This window comes from Paenalcaligenes hominis (assembly GCF_011927625.1).
In the GTDB taxonomy this organism is placed as follows: domain Bacteria; phylum Pseudomonadota; class Gammaproteobacteria; order Burkholderiales; family Burkholderiaceae_B; genus Paenalcaligenes; species Paenalcaligenes hominis.
In genome coordinates this window covers 452,996-467,379 of sequence record NZ_JAATIZ010000003.1, presented here as the reverse complement: position 1 = coordinate 467,379, position 14,384 = coordinate 452,996, and the positions used below count along the sequence as shown (strand labels likewise).

Genomic DNA, 14,384 nt, shown 5'->3' with positions numbered 1-14,384 from the left:
GGTGTGAGTTAGCTGAATAACGGTAGTGATACACAAAAAAAACCCGCCAAAGGCGGGCTATAAATACCTACATCACTCTCAAAACTACGGAGACAACCGACTGCTACTTACTCATTAAGCCACGCAGTAAACTGAGCACTGCCAGCACAATAAAGACGAAAAATAGCACCTTGGCTATGGACGCTGCACCGGCGGCAATACCACCAAAACCTAAAACAGCGGCAATAATAGCGACAATAAAAAATATTAAAGCGTAATGCAACATAATTTCTCTCCTAGGTAGAACGCCTGTAGGCGGACGGTTGGGAATTGCTTAAATGTGAATTATTTCTAACCGCGTAGATCCTTAAGGATTATCATCGTAAAAACGCTTTACTTCATCTTCAGCGGCCTCGCGGGTCTTACCATAGCGCTCTTGCACCAAGCCAGCTAACTGCCGTAAATTTCCATTCACTTGATCCAACTCATCGTGGGTGATTTTGCCCCATTTCTCTTGGGCTTTACCCTTGAGTTGTTTCCACTTACCTTCCAAGATATCTTTATTCATAATCACTCCTACTGCGGTGTGTATAAAACTGAGCCAACTTGGTTTTCATTGGTTTTGATCACAGTTTCTACCTTACGCACATCTCTCAAAATAACCATGGCAAAATCATTGCAAATGTAATCAAAACGTACGTTGGCTAGGTAAATAGCCAGTTTTAAGGCTTACGCCGATTCAATCGGTTACATCTAAACGTCTCTAGTGACGATCTCTGGTAGTGTTGGTATTTGTGCGTAAAGCCCGCGCTAGGCTTGCTTTACTTGTTTTGAACGCTTTATAATGCTTTGTTAGTCTATCTTTATTTAGGCTAATTTTGACTATTTAATTAATTGACGATTTATCGTTTTTTATAGGAAATCCCTATGTACGCGGTTATAAAAACCGGCGGCAAACAGTATCGTGTTGCCGTTGGCCAAAAATTGAAAATAGAACAGATACCGGCAGACATTGGGCAAGAAATTTCGCTAGACCAGGTTCTATCCGTAGGCGAAGGCGACACCCTTAAAATTGGTGTTCCTTTCGTTGATGGTGCCAAGGTTACTGCTACTGTTCTTGCGCAAGGCCGTCACGACAAGATCAAGATCTTCAAAATGCGCCGTCGCAAGGGCTATCGTCGCACCCAAGGTCATCGTCAAAACTACACCGAAATCCGTATCGAAGCAGTTAACGCTTAATTGGTACGACGGGTATAACCAATAGGAGTGCAATAACATGGCACAGAAGAAAGGCGGCGGCTCTACGCGAAACGGACGCGACTCACAGGCTAAACGTCTAGGCGTCAAAGTTTACGGTGGCCAAGCCATCAATGCAGGCTCCATCATCGTGCGTCAGCGTGGTACTGAATTCCACCCCGGCACGAACGTGGGCATGGGTAAAGACCACACACTCTACTCCCTAGTAGACGGTCACGTTAAATTCAGCATCCAAGGCGCGCTAAAAAAGCGTACAGTTTCTGTAGTCGCCGCTGAATAAGCCCTTCGGTTTTTACCGAAACTAAAAACTGCACTCATCTGTGGGACTTGGTTCCGTATCAGAGGTGCAGTTTTTTTATTGTAAAGTACGAGCAACTATGTTTAAAAAACCCGCTTTATTAGGTCTTATTGCCACTAGCGCTTGGCTTAGTGCCACGCCGCTTCCTGCGATTGCCCAAGATACCGAGGCTGCTAAACAGGTGCTTGATCAGCTTAATGCTGAACAAGAAACCACGCGTATTTTGCTTGAAAAACTAAAAAGCACCGATCCCAGTGTGATCGATGTGTATTTTAAGCTCGATGAAAATCAGCAACGCACGATGGTGGTCTCGCGCGTCACCGAATCAGGCCTCATTGAAACATGGGAAGCCCCCGCCGACGTGATCAACACCACCATGCAAGAGGCCGAGGCCAAAGCAAAAGCAGACAACCCAGAAGCCTCATCCGGTTTTGATTGGAGCTCTGCCATTGCCCCTATGCTAGGTGGAATGCTGGCTGGCTACTTGCTTAGCAACGCGTTTTCAGGTGCTGGCAAAAGCACCCAAATGACACGCGAAGCCCACGAGCGCGAAAAGCGCATGCAAAGCTCAGCATATCGAGCCAACAGTGCAACACGCGCACAACAGTTACGTCGAACCCCATCGAACACCAACACCTTAAACCGCAGTCCTGCTAACGCGCGCCCGCCCGTTGGGCAAAGCCAGGGGGGCACTTTTAATAGCTCAGGCGTACGCTCTAGTGGTTACAGCAACGGCGGTTAATTCTTTTTGATATGTGATGAGCGCTATTTCCCTTACTTACGCAGCCGTCCCTCTACAGCTAGATGAACTGATTGCGTCTGAGCTTCCTTTTTGTCAAACGCTCTATAACCATCAGGATGAGCTACACCAAGACATGAAAGAATGCTTTTCTTTCTTTATAGAAAACCAAGCCCATCTTCCTGTCTATGTGGTGCAAACAGACAAGGCTGAGTCCATTCAACACGAGCTTAGCCAGTACCACCAAATGCTAAAGGATGCGCTCAAACACGCTTTTGACTTGCCCATTGATCAGTTACGGTATTGGTTTGACTGTTCGGCGGCTCGTGACGTGGGCTTTGGGGCCTTTGTGGATTATGCCAAGGCCACTTTTGTGGACCACAACCAAAACGTAGCGGCCTTTGCTCCTGCCTCAAGCGCCATCTATGGACGTTTAGACGCCGTCGTCGACCCCGCCACAGGCGATGTACTGGGGGTGTATGAATTGAATGGTGATACACCGGTCATGCTGTTCGAGTCCATTAACTTACAAAATACGATTGCGACCGGACTGGGCCAAGCCGAGCATCAAGCCAATGATTGGTGGGACATGACGCAAGGTCGCTTTCGTGCCTTGGCGGGTAAAACCGTCGCCGTCGTGTGTGATGTGAGTTATATTGAAGACAGCACCACATCAGAAACCATTGCTCAAGTCTTTGACGCAGTCGGCGCGCAGGTCTATTTCACTACCATTGAAAGCCTAAACCACACCTTATTAGATATTGAAAAACCCTTTCGTATTGATGGTGTTGCAACCCCTCCTGACGCTGTGTTTATGTTGTTGCCATGGGAGGAAATGTGGACCTCAGGCCGCGATGTATTAGCTCATTGGCCCCACTGGTATAAAAACGTGTCCTTTTTTGAGCCGGCATGGCGTTGGTTTATGTCGCATAAAGGGCTAATGGCGTGGGCCAGTTTTTTATTTGCCGAAGACCCAGATTTTGCTGAGCGTTGGGCTCATGTGCCTCATTTACATACCGAACTCAGTCCCGATTATTTTATTACCCACCACTTAGATTACGTGGTTAAGCCAGTTATTGGTAGACTAAGTCAAAATATCCAAATTGTGCAAAACCAAACTGTGGTGACACAAACAGACGGTCACTATGGCGCAGAGCCCATGGTGTATCAACAATACTGCCCACCATATCAGGTCGCGGATCGTCCCAATATGATCTTAGGGGGTTGGTTAGCTGGCGACCACGTGGCTACCTTATGCTTTAGAGAATTCGATGGGGCGGTATTAGACTTACAAAATGAACGCTTTATTGCTCACGTGTTGGCCCATAGCTCAACCGTCAGCACCAGCGACTATTAATGGAAAGAATATGAAATTTGTAGACGAAGCCACCATTGAAGTACAGGGCGGAAAAGGAGGCAACGGTGCTGCTTCTTTTAGACGCGAAAAATTTATTCCTAAAGGCGGCCCAGATGGCGGCGATGGCGGTCGAGGTGGGTCAGTCTTTGCGATTGCTGATCGTAACGTCAACACACTGATTGATTACCGTTATGCGCGCCTTCATAAAGGCCGCAACGGTGAGCACGGTCGTGGCTCTGACCAGTACGGTGCAGCAGGGGAAGACATTGTGCTGCGCTTTCCAGTAGGGACTACCATTTATGATGCCGATACTGGCGAGCTTCTGTTTGACTTAGACCATCACGACCAGCAAGTGACGCTGGCACAGGGCGGTCAAGGTGGTCTGGGTAACTTGCACTTCAAAAGCAGTATTAACCGTGCGCCACGGCAATACACCAACGGTACTGAAGGGGAACAACGCAAGCTCCGTCTCGAGCTTAAAGTGTTAGCTGACGTGGGTCTGCTTGGCTTACCGAATGCCGGAAAATCCACTTTTATTAGTCAGGTTTCCAATGCGCGCCCTCGTATTGCTGACTACCCGTTTACTACCCTGCATCCTAACTTAGGTGTGGTGCGTAGCTCAGCCGCGCACAGTTTTGTCATTGCGGATTTGCCCGGGCTGATCTCAGGCGCATCCGAGGGTGCCGGTTTAGGTCATCTGTTTCTCAGACACCTGTCACGCACACGTCTGCTATTGCACATAGTTGATGTCAGCAATCTAGACCCTGAGGTCGATGTGGTCGAAAAAGCTGTCGAGGAAATTGAAACTATCGTCGAGGAATTACGTCTCTACAACCCCGACCTCTATAAAAAGCCGCGCTGGTTAGCGCTAAATAAAATCGACATGCTCGAAGACCCCAGTGCATTTAAAGCAGTTCTATGCGAACGGCTTAACTGGACAGGCCCTGTCTTTGAAATGTCTGCCCTCACCGGTCAAGGCACTCAGGCTTTGGTATTAAAAATTCAAAGCTGGCTTGATCAACAACAAGCTGAAGAGCAGCGTTTATTGGACGAGGCCCACGCCGATTTCGAGCCTGACGACCCTCGGTTTAAACCAAATCGTCAAAACATTGACCAAAGCGAGTAAAAGCTCAGCACAATATGAAAAAGCGGGATTATCATAGAGGTTTAACTCATACATTGATCTCGCTTTACTTTTAATGGTTCATTTATGTCTCACGCGACAACATCGGTAGTTGCTGACTCCCAACGCTTAGTAGTAAAAGTCGGCTCCTCTTTGGTTACCAACCAAGGTAAAGGCATTGACCGGACAGCAGTCAAAGAATGGTCTGCACAAATTGCACAATTGCATCAACAAGGCAAACAAGTGGTTTTGGTTTCCAGTGGCGCCATTGCCGAAGGGATTGTGCGTTTAGGTTGGCCGCGTCGCCCCAAGGCCATGCACGAACTGCAAGCGGCGGCGGCCGTGGGACAAATGGGTTTAATCCAAGCCTACGAGGTGGCTTTTGCTGAGCACGGTATCCGTACCGCACAGGTGTTACTCACTCACGAAGACCTGGCAGACCGCACCCGTTATCTCAATGCACGTAGTACGCTGTATACGCTTCTAAACTTAGGCGTGGTACCCATTGTGAATGAAAACGATACGGTCATTACGGATGAAATTCGCTTGGGCGACAATGACACCTTAGGTGCTTTGGTGACTAATCTTATCGAAGGCGACTCGCTAATTATCCTTACCGACCAGTCTGGGTTGTATAGTGCCGATCCGCGTTCAAATCCTGATGCTCAATTCATCTCGCACGCCCAAGCGGGTGATCCTGCCCTCGAGGAAATGGCAGGTGGCGCAGGGTCAAGCATTGGCACCGGTGGCATGATCACCAAAGTTCTGGCTGCAAAGCGTGCTGCAAATAGTGGTGGTGATACGGTGATTGCGTCCGGCCATGAACCCAACGTCTTAGTGCGTTTGGCCAAAGGCGAATGCATAGGCACCGAGCTACGTGCCGAACTACCCGTTCAAAGTGCGCGTCAACGATGGCTCTCAAGCCATTTGCGTGTACGCGGCAAAGTCCGTTTAGATGCAGGGGCAGTGAAAGCGCTCAAAGAAGACCATAAAAGCCTTCTGGCTATTGGTGTCACTGACGTCATAGGTGACTTCAACCGAGGGGATGTTGTAGCATGTATTGATGAAGCCGGCGTAGAACATAGCCGTGGTCTCATTAATTATTCCAGTGCAGATACACGGCGCATCATGGGGTCACCCAGTCATGCCATTGCTGACTTGCTTGGCTCTATGTCAGATGCCGAACTTATTCATCGCGACAACATGGTCGTCAACTACTCAAAGTAAAGCCTTATCACTAAGGAAAAATCATGAAAGTGCTTGTGCTAGGCGCTGGCGTTGCAGGGGTCTGTAGCGCCTACTATTTAGCCAAACAAGGCCACAGCGTCACCGTTATCGATCGTTTAGAAGGCTCTGCCATGGAAACCAGCTTTGGCAATGCTGGGCAGGTTTCCTTTGGTTATGCCTCACCCTGGGCAGCCCCAGGTATCCCGTTGAAAGCAGCAAAATGGTTATTTGCTGAACATCCCCCTTTTAGCTTCAAACCCGATGGTAGTCTGTATCAGCTGCAATGGATGCTAAAAATGTGGGCAAACTGTACGCCGGCTCATTACAAAATCAACAAGGAACGCATGGTTCGTGTGGCTGACTACAGTCGCAAATGCTTAGCTAAGCTACGGGAAGACACACACATTCAATACGAAGCACGGCAAAAAGGCACCTTACAACTGTTTCGTACTGACGAACAAATGGCAGCGTCCGAAGCAGACATGCGTGTACTGCAAGAAATGGGGGTAGCCTTTCAGCTGTTAGGTCGCGACCAGCTTTCCAGTGCCGAGCCCGCACTAGAGCTAGTCAAAGAAAAATTCGTTGGCGGCCTGCGCTCGCCCGATGATGAAACGGGTGATTGTCGTTTATTTACCCTTGCCCTAACCAAAATGGCTGAAGAGCTGGGGGTTGAGTTCAGGTTTAATGAGTCCATTCAGCAAATTCAACGCCAAGGCGATAGTATTACAGGTGTAATAAGTAATAATCAGCTGATTACCGCCGATGCGTATTTGGTTTGTTTAGGGTCTTGGTCTAGACCGTTATTACGTAATATTGCCCCCATTCCGGTTTACCCCCTAAAAGGCTATTCCATTACCGTACCCATTGCCGACCCTGATTTTGCTCCGCAATCTACACTGCTTGATGAAAGTTATAAAATCGCATTGACTCGTTTTGATAACCGTATCCGAGTAGGCGGCATGGCCGAAGTGGCTGGTTTTGATAAAACCTTAAACCCAAAACGCCAAGCTACCCTATTGATGGTATTAAACGACCTCTTTCCTAAAGCCAGTCACGAGAAAACCGATGTGAATTTCTGGACTGGTTTACGCCCTAAAACCCCTGATAGTGTGCCTATTATTGGTAAAGGCCCGGCAAAAAATTTGTACTTAAACACAGGTCATGGCACATTAGGCTGGACCATGAGCACAGGCAGTGCACGTTTAATTGCAGATATTATCTCTGGCAACGAGCCAGAAATACGCGTTGACGACCTAAATTTAAGCCGTTATCAATAGCCGTTAAAGCACTTGAATTGGGGCGCCAAACATATAGCCCCATTTATAAATAGAACGAATAGGCAAGGTGAGACCTTCAGAGGTCGCTTTACGCTTTAAGCGACTGATCACCACGCCTAATCGGTTATGTCCCGATACAGCGTCTGATTCGGGTGGATTTTTTTCACTGATGGATTCGAGTAATTGATCGTGGCTAGCGCGCCGATCAGGCTGGCTACACAACGTAGATAAAAACTGGCGTTCTGTGGTGGTTAATACCAATTTTAACCCCTCTGGACTCACTAATGTCCAGCCGTCATCTGTTAGGCTCCATTGTACTGTCTTGCTTTCCGTAATGGGATGCGTAGGCGTAGGAACGGGATACGTTTCTGTTTGGCTTTGGGGCAAACGGACTCGCCGTAATAAGCATTCTATTTTTGCTACCCACAGTGCCGTGCTGGTTTCATTAACGCAATAGTCATCGGCTCCGCTATAGAGCGCGTGTAGAGCCTGCTCTTCATTAAACGCAGGTAGCTCGATCATGATGGGCAAATAGCCACTGTGCATGCGTAAACGCGAAATGGCTGCCAAACTTTCACTTTCTAAACCTGAAATCATGAATAGGACTGGTTCTTGAGCACGCGCTGAAAGGAAAGCTTTTGTGGCAGCAGGATAAAACGATCTAGGCTCAGTACAGGTAATTACCTCGAAGCCGGCAGTGCGTAGCTCGCCTTGGCGACTTTGGAGCACAGAACTACGCGCAGATTGCAGCGGTTGGTACCAAATAATAGTGGGGGCGGATTGTGCAAGCATTTCCTATCCTTTTATTACGAAAAGAACGACGCTGTTACATCGATAACTAACCGCTATTCTATCATCACAAAAGGGATAATGATTATTACCAATGTAGTGTGAATAGATCGTTCAATAGAGGCGTGAATACCTTTGCTGAACGTCTCCTTTATGCTCGCCAATTACGCGGCCATACCCAAAGTAAATTAGCAACGCTATGCGGCTTGTCTCAGAGCACGATTGCTAGCTATGAAACTGGGACGCGTCTGCATGCTCGCAATTTACTGCAGCTTGCAAAGGTATTAAAAGTTAGCCCTGCATGGCTAGAGCAAGGCACTGGGCCTATCTTCTCTACTCTACAAGAAGCAGCAGCTAATTACAGCCATAGTTGGCCGTTTTCAGGGGTAAGTCCTGATGAATTGTTGCAACTTTCTGAAGCCCAGCTTAACACGGTAGAAAATGTCATCAGAGCACTTTTGCTATCGTGGTCGCCAGAAAAAAATAAATAAGCACTGGTTTGCGTTTAAGAGGGTTATCCCTAGGTTATCTAAAAGACTCAGTTAAATCCTATATACTTGTTTGCACGCGGGGGTACTGCCTGCCTGACGATATTTTACGTTCGGGCATTCGGTTGAGATAAACCCTTCGTACCAGTACGGATAATGCCGATGCTGGGAGCGTGTCACAGCCTAGTATCTAGGCGACTTCACATTCCTCCCCTTCGGCTCCATTGATTTATTTTGGAGCGAATCTTGACTAAAAACCCAGAATTCTCAGCACACACCGCAACGGTTGATGCTGCAGCTGTTAAACCCTTACCTAATTCACGCAAAGTCTACGAAGTCGGTTCCCGACCTGATATTCGTGTGCCATTTCGTGAAATCTCTCAAAGTGACACCGGCGGTATTTTTGGCGATGAAAAAAATCCGCCTATTACCGTCTACGACACCAGTGGTCCTTATACCGATCCCACCAGCCAAATTGACATTCGCAAAGGTCTGCCAGCGCTGCGTGCCCAATGGATTGACGAGCGTAACGACACCGAAGTCCTCACTGGCTTAAGCAGTGAATACGGTCGTGCGCGTCAAACTGACGAGGCCCTAGAGGCCATGCGCTTCGAGCTAAATCGTCAGCCTCGCCGCGCTAAAGCAGGTAAAAATGTCACGCAGATGCACTATGCCCGCCAAGGCATTATTACGCCAGAAATGGAATTTGTGGCAATCCGTGAAAACTTGCGTCGCGAGCACTACATCAAGACCTTACGCAATAGCGGCCCCGAGGGTGAACGCATGGCGGCACGCCTGACGCGTTCGCACCCCGGACAAGGCTTTGGTGCAAACATACCAGACGTGATTACGCCCGAGTTTGTGCGCAAAGAAATTGCTGAAGGCCGCGCCATCTTACCGGCCAACATCAACCACCCTGAAATTGAACCCATGATTATTGGGCGCAATTTCTTGGTCAAAATTAACGCAAATATCGGTAACTCCGCACTAGGCTCTACTATTCACGACGAAGTGGAAAAAATGACGTGGGCCATTCGTTGGGGTGGCGATACCATTATGGATTTGTCCACGGGCAAAAACATCCATGAAACGCGTGAATGGATCGTCCGTAACTCACCTGTACCGGTAGGAACCGTCCCCATTTATCAAGCCCTAGAGAAAGTGAATGGCGTAGCCGAAGACCTCACTTGGGAAATCTTCCGCGACACCTTAATCGAGCAAGCGGAACAAGGCGTGGATTACTTTACTATTCATGCTGGGGTGCGTTTGGCTTATGTACCCATGACAGCCAACCGAATGACAGGTATTGTGTCGCGCGGTGGCTCGATTATGGCTAAATGGTGTTTAGCACATCACAAAGAAAGTTTCCTCTATGAACACTTTGAGGAAATCTGTGAAATCATGAAAGCCTATGACGTGAGCTTCTCGTTAGGGGACGGTCTACGCCCGGGTTCTGGCTATGACGCGAACGATGAAGCCCAGTTTGCCGAACTTAAAACCCTAGGCGAACTAACACAAATTGCATGGAAACACGATGTACAGGTCATGATCGAAGGCCCCGGCCACGTTCCTATGCACCTCATCAAAGAAAACATGGACATGCAGCTCAAGCACTGTCACGAAGCGCCCTTTTATACCTTAGGCCCGCTGACTACAGACATTGCTCCTGGGTACGATCACATTACCTCGGGCATTGGCGCCGCCATGATCGGTTGGTATGGTACGGCTATGCTGTGTTATGTCACCCCTAAGGAACACCTAGGCCTACCCAACAAAAAAGACGTTAAAGACGGAATTATCACCTACAAAATTGCCGCGCATGCGGCAGACTTAGCCAAAGGCCATCCGGCGGCAGCGATCCGTGATAATGCCTTGTCCAAAGCTCGCTTCGAGTTCCGTTGGGAAGACCAGTTCAATCTAGGCTTAGATCCCGATACAGCACGTGCTTTCCATGACGAAACCTTACCTAAAGACTCCATGAAAGTCGCGCATTTCTGCTCTATGTGTGGGCCTAAATTCTGCAGCATGAAGATCTCGCAAGACGTGCGCGACTACGCTAAAGAACACGGCTTAGACGAAAGCTCTGCCTTACAAAAAGGCATGGAGGAAAAATCCATCGAGTTTGTGAAAACGGGCGCTAAGCTTTACCATGAAGCCTAACGCTAACTAGGTTATCCACGGTACCTGTTTCAAAACAAGCCACAAAAAAAGACTAAGTGTTTAATCACACTTAGTCTTTTCTTTTGCGCTAGCAGTCGTCTATTAATTACTGCTGAACAGCGTATAAATACAACTCGACACGACGGTTCATCGCACGGCCAGCTGGCGTGCTGTTGTCTGCGATAGGTGCATTAGGACCACGACCTTCGGCCATTAAATGACTGCCCTGTACCCCACGCTGGCTTAGGTAGTTGGTGACGGCATAGGCTCGCTCATTAGACAGACGCTGATTTAAATCGGCTCCGCCTGTACTGTCGGTATGACCTACCGCTTTAGCACGCAGCTCTGGATGCTGAACCAAGGCACGAGCCACACTATCTAACACAGGCAATAGCTCTGGCTTTAACACGGCTTTATTGGAATCAAACGAGACGTTGCTTGGGATATTAACGCGTAGGCTTCCGTCTGGCATTTCAGTGACGTCTACACCAAGACTGGTTGCACCCGACTGTTGGACGTCCTCTTTGATGCCTTTCCAGTTGTAGCCCACAATACCACCTGCTACGGCGCCAATACCCGCCCCAATAGCAGCGGCTTTGCTGCTATCGCCAATAAGCACACCTAAACCAGCACCTAGTGCAGCGCCTGCGCCTGTACCAATTGCAGCACGACCACCCTGAGAATCAGTGGTAACACACCCAGCCAACATGGCGACCACACCTACACTAGCAGCCATTTTTGTTAGTTTTAGCATATTCATAATGCAACTCCTTGTAGTTTAGCGAACCACTAAAATGTAACCGATGTCGTGGGCATCAGCGCCGATTTATTGTTACAGATTCTTTTGTTTGCGAGGCTTTTCACAAATGTTAACAATACGTTTGCACTGAACCTGCTTATATCATAGTCTGAGATACTGTTTTTTGCTTCTTTTGCACAGAGAAAATGCCTTAGGCCTACGCTTTGCGGCATAATAGGAAGACTTCTTCGCACCCATTTTTCACGCAAATTCTATGATTGAATTTAAACACGTCTTTAAGTCATATGGTCGCGGGCCAAATATCTTAGCCGACATTAACTTCCATATCCAACCCGGTGAATTTGTGTTTGTATCCGGTGCATCGGGCGCAGGAAAATCCACCTTATTGCGGTTAATCGGGGCACTGGAACACCCTACCCGAGGTGCTGTGCATGTAAAAGGCAACCGCATTGACCAACTCCCTGCGCGGGCGCACCCTTATATTCGACGCGCTATTGGTTTAATTCTTCAAGACGTGCATTTATTGCACGATCGTCGGGCGATTCATAATGTTATGCTGCCCCTAGAGGTCCTAGGCCTAGAGCGCTCTATTGCTTTTCGTCGGGCGCGAGCCGCCATGGAAAAAGTCGGCTTAGCTGGAAAAGAAGACCAGTTTCCTATTGAAATGTCGGGGGGCGAACAACAACGTTTGGCTATTGCCCGCGCTATCGTTAACAAACCAGCCATTGTTATTGCTGACGAGCCCACGGCTAATTTAGATGCCGAAAGTGCAAAACGCATTATGGACGTATTTAAAGATTTTAACCGAGTCGGGGTCACCACATTAATTGCCTCGCACGATAGGCAACTGATGTCACACTATGCCCAACGCACTCTTTTGCTTGAGTCTGGGCGCTTTACCGATCTAGCAGGCACCCCACTCTAACCTTTCTACGATAACTACATCTTTATGAAAAGCTGGCTTAGACAACATCAATACGCTTTTAGAGTGGCCCTGCTACGTCTTTTGACGCAGCCCTTCTCGTCGTTTAGCAATATTACTGTCGTAGCGTTAGCGCTTTGTCTACCTATTATTAGCTGGGCGATTCTTGTCTCTGCGCAACCTGTCGTCGCCTCTATTCCTTTAGCCACTGAAATGACGGTATATCTCAAGCCAGAGCTAAAGGAAGACCAGGTTCAGCAGCTGCGCTCTGCGATTGAAAATAATCACAGCGCACAGATTGAACAATTACAATTTATCACCAAAGATCAGGCCGCCACACGCCTAAAAAAAGACCCAGCGTGGGCCGATGCGCTATCGGCCTTACCTCACAATCCGTTGCCTGATAGTTTTGTTATTCGTCTGGCTGCTAGCCCCACACAAACGGCTACCGCTACGCAATTAGCCAGCGAATTAAAAACCCTAGAGGGGGTAGATCAAATACAGTTAGACACGGACTGGCTCAATCGCCTAGAGGCTTTGCTTAATTTTGGGCGTTTAGCCCTGCTGGTATTAAGTTTAAGTGTGGTCATTATTGTAGTGGCTACGGTCTTTAATACCATTCGTTTACAAGCATTGAACCAGCGCCAAGAAATTGCGGTGGCGCGCCTTGTCGGTGCCACAGAGAGTTTTGTACGTCGTCCTTTTTTATATGTAGGCGCCATTAGTGGTGGGCTTTCTTGTTTACTGGCCATCGCCTTGGCGCGTATTGCAATTAGCCCACTGGCGACGGCCCTCAATCGCTTAGCACTCAGTTACGATACGCAGGTTTACCTGGCTCTACCTGATGCCGCCGACTTACTTTTTGTCAGTTTACTTATTATGGTGATTACCGCCACAGCAGCGCGCTGGTCTGTCACCCGTCACTCTACGTTTTAATGTCTGATTTACTTTCTACTTTTGCGCAACGCATCGTTGACTGGCAAGTGTCTCATGGCCGTCACCATTTACCTTGGCAAAACACGACGGACCCCTACCGAATTTGGCTGTCAGAAATTATGCTGCAGCAAACACAAGTGAGTACGGTGCTTGATTACTATGAACGGTTTTTAACCCGATTTCCTACGGTGCAGGATTTAGCCGCTGCGCACCAAGACGAGGTGATGCCTTATTGGGCTGGGTTGGGGTACTATGCACGAGCCCGTAATTTGCATCGGTGCGCCCAAACGATACAGCAGCACCATGACGGCCAGTTTCCTACGGACAGCCGTGTATTAGTCACCTTGCCTGGCATTGGCCCCTCTACCGCAGCAGCCATTGCGGCATTTTCTGTTGGCGAGCGCGCGGCCATTATGGATGGCAATGTCAAGCGAGTATTTTGTCGTTACTTTGGGGTATATGGGCCTACGCATCTGCGCGCGACGGAAAAACAGCTATGGCATTTAGCGCACCAAGCGCTCGAACAGGCACCAGCTAAGCTAAATATGCGCGCCTACACCCAAGGCCAAATGGATTTAGGTGCACAAATTTGTACCCGAGGCCAGCCTGACTGCCAGCGCTGCCCGTTACAGCAAGGGTGCTATGCCTTAGCGCATCAAGCCCAAGGCGAACTACCCACCCCCAAACCACGTACCCAACAAGCCGAACGTTCGTGTCATATGCTGATCTGGCAACAAGGGAACCAAATACTGGTTGAGCAACGCCCAGACCAAGGCATCTGGGGTGGCATGCTAAGCCTACCTCAATTTGAAACAGAGGCTGATTTAGCGCAGTTTTTGACACACCATGGCACATCGTTGCAGCAAGCCCAAAAGATGGCTGAGCTAACGCATGTGTTCAGTCATTTTAAATTGCATATTACGCCGTGGTTAGTGCACAAACCGATGGCTTTCTATGAGCCCAAGCCAGACGAGCGTTGGTTAGCAAGCGAACAACTGGCGACGGCGGCGCTACCAGCCCCTGTCAGCAAGCTACTAGCGGCTTTGGCTTTTGATTTCACACCCTAAGCCAT

General features: G+C 48.6%; 16 protein-coding genes. 12 read left to right on the top strand and 4 right to left on the bottom strand.

The window, feature by feature from the left end:
- Window positions 1-103: 103 nt before the first annotated feature.
- A complete protein-coding gene (locus GGR41_RS09350) occupies window positions 104-265 on the bottom strand; it encodes a DUF1328 domain-containing protein (RefSeq protein WP_167661601.1) in 162 nt (53 codons plus the stop codon).
- A gap of 81 nt (window positions 266-346) precedes the next feature.
- A complete protein-coding gene (locus GGR41_RS09345) occupies window positions 347-547 on the bottom strand; it encodes a CsbD family protein (RefSeq protein WP_077733900.1) in 201 nt (66 codons plus the stop codon).
- Window positions 548-906: 359 nt separating this feature from the next.
- Between GGR41_RS09345 and rplU the strand changes: the two genes are divergently transcribed.
- From rplU to GGR41_RS09310, 7 genes are all read left to right on the top strand, one after another.
- The gene (gene rplU / locus GGR41_RS09340) at window positions 907-1,218 is read left to right on the top strand and encodes a 50S ribosomal protein L21 (RefSeq protein ID WP_167661600.1); all 312 of its coding nucleotides are present in this window, start codon (window positions 907-909) and stop codon (window positions 1,216-1,218) included.
- A 37-nt stretch (window positions 1,219-1,255) separates the two neighbouring features.
- Entirely contained in the window at window positions 1,256-1,516 is a 261-nt protein-coding gene (gene rpmA / locus GGR41_RS09335) for a 50S ribosomal protein L27 (RefSeq protein WP_077733902.1), read from the top strand.
- A gap of 97 nt (window positions 1,517-1,613) precedes the next feature.
- Window positions 1,614-2,276 carry a hypothetical protein gene (locus GGR41_RS09330; RefSeq protein ID WP_167661599.1) on the top strand — a complete coding sequence of 221 codons (663 nt, stop codon included), beginning with the start codon at window positions 1,614-1,616 and terminating at the stop codon, window positions 2,274-2,276.
- A gap of 16 nt (window positions 2,277-2,292) precedes the next feature.
- Window positions 2,293-3,630, top strand: a complete 1,338-nt coding sequence (locus GGR41_RS09325) for a glutathionylspermidine synthase family protein (protein WP_167661598.1) — start codon at window positions 2,293-2,295, stop codon at window positions 3,628-3,630.
- A 10-nt stretch (window positions 3,631-3,640) separates the two neighbouring features.
- On the top strand, window positions 3,641-4,756 hold the full coding sequence (gene obgE, locus GGR41_RS09320; RefSeq protein ID WP_167661597.1) for a GTPase ObgE: 1,116 nt from the start codon (window positions 3,641-3,643) through the stop codon (window positions 4,754-4,756).
- Between the two features lie 84 nt (window positions 4,757-4,840).
- Window positions 4,841-5,980, top strand: coding sequence for a glutamate 5-kinase (proB, locus tag GGR41_RS09315; RefSeq protein WP_167661596.1), 1,140 nt, complete (start codon window positions 4,841-4,843; stop codon window positions 5,978-5,980).
- 23 nt (window positions 5,981-6,003) lie between these two features.
- Window positions 6,004-7,257, top strand: a complete 1,254-nt coding sequence (locus tag GGR41_RS09310) for a D-amino acid dehydrogenase (protein WP_167661595.1) — start codon at window positions 6,004-6,006, stop codon at window positions 7,255-7,257.
- Window positions 7,258-7,260: 3 nt separating this feature from the next.
- On the opposite strand, the gene GGR41_RS09305 is transcribed toward GGR41_RS09310, so the two are convergent.
- On the bottom strand, window positions 7,261-8,049 hold the full coding sequence (locus GGR41_RS09305) for a response regulator transcription factor (RefSeq protein WP_167661594.1): 789 nt from the start codon (window positions 8,047-8,049) through the stop codon (window positions 7,261-7,263).
- Between the two features lie 98 nt (window positions 8,050-8,147).
- Here GGR41_RS09305 and GGR41_RS09300 point away from each other — a divergent pair, with 98 nt between their 5' ends.
- Together GGR41_RS09300 and thiC are read left to right on the top strand one after the other, a co-directional pair.
- Window positions 8,148-8,537 carry a helix-turn-helix domain-containing protein gene (locus GGR41_RS09300; protein WP_167661593.1) on the top strand — a complete coding sequence of 130 codons (390 nt, stop codon included), beginning with the start codon at window positions 8,148-8,150 and terminating at the stop codon, window positions 8,535-8,537.
- 243 nt (window positions 8,538-8,780) lie between these two features.
- On the top strand, window positions 8,781-10,694 hold the full coding sequence (gene thiC / locus GGR41_RS09295; RefSeq protein WP_167661592.1) for a phosphomethylpyrimidine synthase ThiC: 1,914 nt from the start codon (window positions 8,781-8,783) through the stop codon (window positions 10,692-10,694).
- Between the two features lie 106 nt (window positions 10,695-10,800).
- On the opposite strand, the gene GGR41_RS09290 is transcribed toward thiC, so the two are convergent.
- On the bottom strand, window positions 10,801-11,454 hold the full coding sequence (locus tag GGR41_RS09290; RefSeq protein ID WP_477529322.1) for a YiaD family glycine zipper/OmpA-like lipoprotein: 654 nt from the start codon (window positions 11,452-11,454) through the stop codon (window positions 10,801-10,803).
- A 253-nt stretch (window positions 11,455-11,707) separates the two neighbouring features.
- Between GGR41_RS09290 and GGR41_RS09285 the strand changes: the two genes are divergently transcribed.
- Genes GGR41_RS09285 through mutY form a run of 3 tightly spaced genes read left to right on the top strand, consistent with a single transcriptional unit; the run spans window position 11,708 to window position 14,379 of the window.
- Window positions 11,708-12,379 carry a cell division ATP-binding protein FtsE gene (locus GGR41_RS09285; RefSeq protein WP_167661591.1) on the top strand — a complete coding sequence of 224 codons (672 nt, stop codon included), beginning with the start codon at window positions 11,708-11,710 and terminating at the stop codon, window positions 12,377-12,379.
- Window positions 12,380-12,403: 24 nt separating this feature from the next.
- On the top strand, window positions 12,404-13,312 hold the full coding sequence (locus tag GGR41_RS09280) for a cell division protein FtsX (RefSeq protein WP_167661590.1): 909 nt from the start codon (window positions 12,404-12,406) through the stop codon (window positions 13,310-13,312).
- Window positions 13,312-14,379 (top strand): A/G-specific adenine glycosylase, encoded by a 1,068-nt coding sequence (mutY, locus tag GGR41_RS09275; RefSeq protein WP_167661589.1) that lies wholly within the window; start codon window positions 13,312-13,314, stop codon window positions 14,377-14,379. Before GGR41_RS09280 ends, mutY begins: the two co-directional genes overlap by 1 nt.
- Window positions 14,380-14,384: the final 5 nt, after the last annotated feature.

Coding starts and splice junctions, on each gene's coding strand:
- rpmA (WP_077733902.1), top strand. CDS start 1,256: ATGGCACAGAAGAAAGGCGGCGGCTCTACGCGAAACGGACGCGACTCA.
- rplU (WP_167661600.1), top strand. CDS start 907: ATGTACGCGGTTATAAAAACCGGCGGCAAACAGTATCGTGTTGCCGTT.
- GGR41_RS09345 (WP_077733900.1), bottom strand. CDS start 547: ATGAATAAAGATATCTTGGAAGGTAAGTGGAAACAACTCAAGGGTAAA.
- GGR41_RS09305 (WP_167661594.1), bottom strand. CDS start 8,049: ATGCTTGCACAATCCGCCCCCACTATTATTTGGTACCAACCGCTGCAA.
- GGR41_RS09310 (WP_167661595.1), top strand. CDS start 6,004: ATGAAAGTGCTTGTGCTAGGCGCTGGCGTTGCAGGGGTCTGTAGCGCC.
- GGR41_RS09325 (WP_167661598.1), top strand. CDS start 2,293: ATGAGCGCTATTTCCCTTACTTACGCAGCCGTCCCTCTACAGCTAGAT.
- GGR41_RS09285 (WP_167661591.1), top strand. CDS start 11,708: ATGATTGAATTTAAACACGTCTTTAAGTCATATGGTCGCGGGCCAAAT.
- GGR41_RS09330 (WP_167661599.1), top strand. CDS start 1,614: ATGTTTAAAAAACCCGCTTTATTAGGTCTTATTGCCACTAGCGCTTGG.
- mutY (WP_167661589.1), top strand. CDS start 13,312: ATGTCTGATTTACTTTCTACTTTTGCGCAACGCATCGTTGACTGGCAA.
- GGR41_RS09290 (WP_477529322.1), bottom strand. CDS start 11,454: ATGAATATGCTAAAACTAACAAAAATGGCTGCTAGTGTAGGTGTGGTC.
- proB (WP_167661596.1), top strand. CDS start 4,841: ATGTCTCACGCGACAACATCGGTAGTTGCTGACTCCCAACGCTTAGTA.
- obgE (WP_167661597.1), top strand. CDS start 3,641: ATGAAATTTGTAGACGAAGCCACCATTGAAGTACAGGGCGGAAAAGGA.
- GGR41_RS09350 (WP_167661601.1), bottom strand. CDS start 265: ATGTTGCATTACGCTTTAATATTTTTTATTGTCGCTATTATTGCCGCT.
- GGR41_RS09280 (WP_167661590.1), top strand. CDS start 12,404: ATGAAAAGCTGGCTTAGACAACATCAATACGCTTTTAGAGTGGCCCTG.